The 6053-nt window shown below is 67.3% G+C and carries 6 protein-coding genes and 3 pseudogenes; 4 read left to right on the top strand and 5 right to left on the bottom strand.

The window, feature by feature from the left end:
- From SRB17_RS13605 to SRB17_RS13595, 4 genes and pseudogenes are all read right to left on the bottom strand, one after another.
- Window positions 1-198 (bottom strand): transposase (locus tag SRB17_RS13605; RefSeq protein ID WP_153537955.1); only part of this gene is annotated, 198 nt, incomplete at its 3' end.
- A 167-nt stretch (window positions 199-365) separates the two neighbouring features.
- The gene (locus SRB17_RS13600; protein WP_194293990.1) at window positions 366-3161 is read right to left on the bottom strand and encodes a TIR domain-containing protein; all 2796 of its coding nucleotides are present in this window, start codon (window positions 3159-3161) and stop codon (window positions 366-368) included.
- Window positions 3162-3526: 365 nt separating this feature from the next.
- A pseudogene (locus SRB17_RS46280) lies at window positions 3527-3723 on the bottom strand (IS630 family transposase); the annotation flags it as partial.
- Between the two features lie 53 nt (window positions 3724-3776).
- The gene (locus SRB17_RS13595; RefSeq protein ID WP_194293989.1) at window positions 3777-3896 is read right to left on the bottom strand and encodes a helix-turn-helix domain-containing protein; all 120 of its coding nucleotides are present in this window, start codon (window positions 3894-3896) and stop codon (window positions 3777-3779) included.
- Window positions 3897-3940: 44 nt separating this feature from the next.
- Here SRB17_RS13595 and SRB17_RS46275 point away from each other — a divergent pair, with 44 nt between their 5' ends.
- Together SRB17_RS46275 and SRB17_RS46270 are read left to right on the top strand one after the other, a co-directional pair.
- Window positions 3941-4102: a hypothetical protein gene (locus tag SRB17_RS46275; RefSeq protein ID WP_228395974.1), complete on the top strand. Its 162-nt coding sequence runs from the start codon at window positions 3941-3943 to the stop codon at window positions 4100-4102.
- Between the two features lie 450 nt (window positions 4103-4552).
- Window positions 4553-4657 (top strand): annotated as a pseudogene (locus tag SRB17_RS46270) (cold-shock protein); the annotation flags it as partial.
- A gap of 14 nt (window positions 4658-4671) precedes the next feature.
- Here the strand turns inward: SRB17_RS46270 and SRB17_RS46265 are convergent.
- Window positions 4672-4947, bottom strand: coding sequence for a hypothetical protein (locus SRB17_RS46265; protein WP_228396065.1), 276 nt, complete (start codon window positions 4945-4947; stop codon window positions 4672-4674).
- A gap of 185 nt (window positions 4948-5132) precedes the next feature.
- Between SRB17_RS46265 and SRB17_RS13580 the strand changes: the two genes are divergently transcribed.
- Together SRB17_RS13580 and SRB17_RS48060 are read left to right on the top strand one after the other, a co-directional pair.
- Window positions 5133-5750, top strand: a complete 618-nt coding sequence (locus SRB17_RS13580; protein WP_153537949.1) for a hypothetical protein — start codon at window positions 5133-5135, stop codon at window positions 5748-5750.
- 40 nt (window positions 5751-5790) lie between these two features.
- A pseudogene (locus SRB17_RS48060) lies at window positions 5791-6042 on the top strand (toll/interleukin-1 receptor domain-containing protein); the annotation flags it as partial.
- Between the last annotated feature and the right edge of the window lie 11 nt (window positions 6043-6053).

Below are 6053 nucleotides of genomic sequence, written 5' to 3'. Positions count from 1 at the left end.
GGCCGTCGTCAGCTCTCCCGGCGCACCCTGCCCACGGTCGATCGCATCCTGCTTGACCCAGTTCCGCAGTCCCTCGGCGCTGACCCCGATCTGACGGGCCACCTCGGTGACGGTCTTCCCGGAGGAGTGAACGAGTGCGACCGCGTCCCGTTTCAACTCCTCCGTGTACCGCCTGCTGCGGTTGCTCTTACTTCCCACCTGGCACTACTTCCTCAAGAACCTCATGTCCCAGTCTCCAGGTGTCCACGATCAAGGGGAAGGTTCACCTGTCAGGTGACCCGTGCCGTTGGATTACCGACATGCGCAGTTCGTGAACGCTCGAGGCCAGAGGCTGAGAGTGACCAGTACGCGTGCGGTGGCGCCCCTCAGGCACCTGGTGTCGGCGGGGTCGATGTCGCGCATCGGCGCAGCGTCGCGGCAAGGCTCGCCGGGAGGTGCAAAGTCCGGGCCTCATCCGGGCTGGGTGCGCGGGCGAGTGTGCGGCAAGCGATGCCGTCCCAGTCGGAGGGCCGGAGGTTCCAGCGCGTCATGGTGCTGTCGGCCGGCGCGACCACGAGTTGGTCACCGGGGGTGAACAGCAGTGTGGTCTGCCGGGCGAGTTGCTGCTGTAGCAGTGGGAAGGTGCCGAGCGTCTCACCGGATGCGGTGTCGATGAGGGTGACGGTTGTGTCAGGCTGCAACCGCGCGATCAGTTGGCCGTCCGGTGTGACGGCGAAGCCGGCGGGGCTGTCCTTCAACGAGTGGGAGCGGATTCGCCGGGTCCCCCGGGAGTCCCACACCTCAAGAGGTCCGTCGGTCGGCCACTGGACGAACAGCTGTCCCTCGGCGAACTGCATGGTGGCAGCCACCTCGGCGTTGGCAGTCGGAGAGCGCAGCGTCGTTATGCGGCCGCTGGCCAGATGGAGCAGCGACACCCCGTCCCGGTCTGCCACCGCGACGTCGGACAGATCGTCGCGGATGGCAGCAGCGGGCATCACCTCAGTGTCGTAGGGACGGTGGGTGGCAGCGAGTGAGCGTATGAGGCGCCCGTCCGACGTACGCCGTTCCTGAACGGTTCCGTCGGATTCGACGATGACGCTACGCCCGTCGCGGGGCGAGGCAAGGGCCGCGGCGGGGTAGCCTCCGCCTTGCGGTTGCCATGTCCCCGTAACCTCGGCCCGGCCCGTGTGTACCGTCCAGACGCTGCCGCCCGCCCCCGGCCCGAGCAGGACCAGATGCTCATTGTCGATCCACATGGGAAGAGAGAAAGGGATCGGGTTCAGGGGCACGAGTGGCACGGGGGGGCCTCCGTCGACTGGAGCGACGAACGCCTCGTCGCCCGCGGGGGAAGCCACGGCTAGGCGTGCCCCGTTCGGGCTGGCGGCCATCAGTGGCCCCGGGTCGGCGTGCGCCGAGAAGGGCAGCTTGACTGGGAGGCTTCGCGCGAGTCTGCCCGACTGTCTCGTGTCCCACAGACTGACCGAGGTTCCCGACAGGGGTGCGGAGGCCAACCGGCCTGAGGTGCCCAGGAAGGTCAGGGCTCTGACGTCCGTACCGCCGCGCCATGTCTCCGTCTGCGGCGCATCGGCGCGGCCGGCGCGTGCGGTCCTGCTCACATACAGCGTCCCGGAGTCCGCGACGGCCGTGCGCAGACCATCGGGGCTGATTGCCATGGCTGAAGGAGCGTCTCCTGCCCCGCCGGCCACAAGATCAGGGGTGGTCGAGGCCTGCTCGCCGCGCGTGGTGTCCCAGATGCGCGCGCCGTAACCGGGGCCGTAGAAGCAGTAGTAATGGGCGTCGGGTGAGAGAGCAGTCACGATGCTGTTGACGGGTGCCAGGTCGGCGTGCGAAGCGCCCGCGAGGTGGAGGTCGGGCAGCGACCGGCGCTCCCACGTTCCGTTCAGGCCGGCCAGGACGAGGGTTGAGGAGTTGGTGTACCCGACGGTTGTCCATCCCTGACTCAGGCCCGTGGAGGCGATGCGGTGGCCGGTCCCCGTGTCGAACACGCTGAGCCTGCCCGGCCGGATACCACCCTCAGGCGGGACCCCGTCGGCCACGGCCACCCGGTCTCCCGTGGGCGAGATGCCCGCCACCTGGTTGTCGTCGCTGGAGAGGCGACGGGGAGCGGTCCCGTCGGATCCGGACCACAGTTCGACGGAGGACGAGGTGACGACCAGGACGTGCCGACCGTGATCGTCCAGGGAGAGGCTTGCCTCCGGCGAGGACAGTTTCAGGCTGCTCCGGGTGTTGTGTCGCAGGTCCCAGCGTATGAGGCGGTCATTCTCGGTCGCGGCGACGAGGACGGTGCCATCACGGGAGCTGGCGAGGTCACGCACAGGGGCTCCGGCGTCGAGGAACCGGACCAGACGTGGACTGCTCGTCACGGCGCGGAACAAGGCGCTGCGTGTCTGGGGATTGTCGTCCTCGCGCACCGCGGCCATCGCGACGAGTTGTGCCTGTTCCAGATGGGTGTCGAGGAGCCCCACCGCCTGGTTCGCGAGATTGCGGGCCTCCGAGATGTGTCGCTGAACCTGTTCGGCTGCCCGGCTCTGCCGGTCCTGGCGCCAGTACCATCCGCCGAGGCCGGCCGACACGAGGAGCCCCATGGTGACGGCGGCCGACGTGAGCGCTTCGAGGCGCCGCTTGCGCAGATGAGAGCCGTAGAGGGTGTCCTGGTCACGGCCGACGATGGGCGCGGCGATCTTGGCCAGGTTGTTGTTCCACTGCGCACGCTGGGACGGCGCGGTACGGTCCATCTCGACCCACAGGGGTTCACGGTGCAGGGCCTTCTGGAGATAGGCGGACAGGCTGTCTGTGCCCACTCCCCATCGTTGGTTGGCTGGGTCCCAGGTCATCCGGCCTCCTGTGCGGACGATCAGTATCCGCTTCTCCCGGCCGTTCTCGATCCACCAACTCACCTCCTTTTGGACCCATGGTGAAGCGCTGGACTCGGGCGAGGCCAGAAGGATCAGCCAACGGGATCGCTCCAGATGCCCTATGAGTTGGCGCTCGAGGTCGGGGCCGGGGGCAAGGTTGGACCAGTCCCGGAAGATGCGCATGCCACGGCGCTGGAGAAATCGCCGGTTGAAATGCTGTAGGCCTTTTTGCAGACGCGCCGACAACTCGGCGTCGACCGATGTGGCGTAGGAGATGAAGGCGTCATACGTGTCTGTTCGCTCCACCAGTCCCCCCGGCCCAGGAAGCCGTCTGCGGCACTCACGGCGCAGCAGGATCCCGCATCGCAGGGCTTGGGGGCAACAGTCGTTCAGTTATTCCAACGGAAAGTAGCAGGGCGCGTTGGGAGAACCGGTGGAGGGTGCGGAGCGCACATCGCTGTGCGGGTGCCGCGGGCCGCCTTGCGCAACGGGACGGTCCACGATGTCGATCAGCGGAGTGGATTCGTTGGCCAGGGGGTGGGCTCATGACACCATCACGGACTCCGCCCGGCATGCTCGCGCGGTCGGTGCGCTGATGTCCTTGTTGTGTACTGAATGAAGTGCGGTTGACGCAGCCGCGCGTTCAGGGGGGTGAGGATCCGGTCGCGTTAGTCGCTCCAGGCGACGGTGTCACGTCCTTTGCCCTTGTGCTTGCGGTGGCGGCGCGGCCGGTAAATGAGCCGGGAGAACTCGCCCGGCTGTAGCAGCGCATGGCGGCGATCGACCATCGGCGCCAGGAGCGGCCCCGCACCCGCACCACCGGCGTGTGTCCACGCCGGCCCCAGGTGCGGGCGCGTGGCGGCGTCATCGAGAACCCGGCCTCGTCCTCGAAGACGATGTACGCGCCCAGCGCCGCCGCGGTCATTCCGCCTGCAGCCACACGTCCTTCTTCCACAGGCCCACCGCCTGTTCGTCGCGTTCCAGGGCTCTGCGGGCGGGACCCTGCCAGGACCAGCCGTGCCGGTGCAGCAGCCGCCACACCGTCGCCGACGAGCAGTCCAGCCGGAGCTTCCGAGTCTGGGGTCATGACGTCATCGGATTCACAGGCTGCGGCAGAGTGGTGCGAGCTGGGCAAGCTGGTGCACGACCTGGACATACAGAACGACGCACGTATGCGTGAACGAACGGCCATGATCGGTCTCACCGCCCCGCAGGCCTCGGCGCTGCGCGAGCTGACGGTCCGATGACCCTGAGCGAACTGGCCGGGCGCATGAGTTGCGAGCCGTCGAACGCAAACGCCGTGATCGACAATCGAGAAGCAGCAGCTGATCGAACGTCGTCCCCACCCCACCGACCGCCGGGCCAAGCAGCTGCACCTCCCCCCGCAGGCGCCGAGTACCGGGAAAGACTGCTGAAGCTCCTGTGCGAGGAACCTCTTGGGACGGGTCTGACCCGGCAGGAGCACGACACGCTCCGGGACCTGCTGCAGCGAGCCATCTCCAGCGCTGAAACTCCTCAAGCCTGAAGGCGCCGGACAGTAGACCGCACCGACGGGCACGGGCAACTGCACTCAGCGGCGATGTATGCGACCTCGGCGCCGGCCGGTGGTAATGATCGGATAACCCGTGCTGCGAGTGGCGTTGGAAGGCCCCCATCTGACCCAGCTGGGGTTTCCGGCGTAAACGAAGGACAGCAGCATGGCCAGCGGTACTGTGAAGTGGTTCAACGCCGAGAAGGGCTTTGGTTTCATCGCCCAGGACGGCGGACCGGACGTCTTCGCGCACGCCACCACGATGAAAACGCTGCTCGCAAGCAGCTACTGCAGCCGCTTCAGGCGCGTCCTCACCAACGCGGTGCGCAGGTCGAGGCTGTGTTCGGTGAGGTTGGTCAGCGAGCTCATCGGGTGCGACTGCGCTCCCTCGACACGGCTGAGCTCGGGAGCGTACGACGGCAGACGGTAGACGGTCAGCCAGCATCGGGCGGCGATCAGCTCGCGCATGGTGCGGCTGACGTGCGGGCCCAGGATGTCCCCACACCAGAACGACGGGGGGCCACCGAGCTGCAGGTGCGCGGCGTCCAGCACAGGGCGCAAGCCGGGGGCACGCCAGAGCAGAGCCTTCGCGAGACAGGTCCAACTGACTGGCAGATCCGCTAGATTGGCCATCCATTGGGACACGAGACAACTCGGGGGTGGGCGCGATGAGTCGGTGGCGTGGGCTGCCCCGGGTTCTGCGTACTCCCGCCGCGCGGATCTGCATCTCAGTGCTCATAGGTGCTGTGGCCGGGCTGGTTGTCTTCGGGGTCACCCGGCTGTCCGGGCGGAATCTGTTCGTGGTCACCGGCGCATTCGCCGGCGCGGTCAGTGTGCTGGCCTTTCAGGTGTACGGGCGTGCTGCCAGGCTCACCGAGGTCCGTGTCACGGTGCCGCAGCTAAGCGAGTTGACCTTCGTGGTGAACAACGAGGCCAAGCAGGTGGCTTGGCGACTGTTCGTCGAGACCGTCACCCGGGTGTCGACCCAGCCGCTGGCCGATGACGAGGGGCTGCTGCGCGAAGCCCTCACTTCGCTGTATGGCCTGTTCGGTACTGCCCGGGAGGCATTGAAGTCCGCGCGTCCCTCGGTGCAGATCACGGGCGAGCAGACGGTGGAGTATCTCGCCATCACCATGCTCAACCGAGAGCTGAGGCCGTTCCTGTCCACCTGGCACCCTCGACTGAAGGCATTCGAGCAGGACAATCCCAACCGGCCCGAATCGGAATGGTCGCAGAGTGCGGACTGCCGGGCAGAGCTCCGCCTGGTACAGGCCAACCTGAGGGGCTACGCTCTTGGTTTCGCACGGCTGGCAGGCGTCAAGAACGCCACGGTGTTGGTGGACGCCGCGACGCAGGGAGAGTGACCCGTGCGGGGTGGAGTGTCCGAGGCGGACAGGCGTTACGATGCCGTACAGTACTTCGCCGGACGCGCCCCTGGCGATCGCCGTACAACGCGCCCTGCATCATCTGGCACGACCCTGGTATCGAATGCGGGCGTTGCGTGTCTTCCGTGACCAGACCAGCCTGGCGGCCGGCCCGGATCTCGGTCTGAGTATCGCCGCAGCGATCCGGACCAGCGGACATTTCATCCTGCTGGCCTCCCCGGAGTCAGCTGCCTCGCGCTGGGTACGGCATGAGATCGAGGTGTGGCGTGACCGCCACCAGGA

The sequence above is a fragment of the Streptomyces sp. RB17 genome (genome assembly GCF_009604455.1).
Classification (GTDB): Bacteria; Actinomycetota; Actinomycetes; order Streptomycetales; family Streptomycetaceae; genus Streptomyces.
Note: the sequence above shows the minus strand (reverse complement) of the source record. Positions and strands in the feature narration are given on the sequence as shown.

What these genes read in the sequence shown, in the direction of transcription:
- SRB17_RS46275 (WP_228395974.1), top strand. Translation starts at nt 3,941, where the DNA reads ATGACGTCATCGGATTCACAGGCTGCGGCAGAGTGGTGCGAGCTGGGC.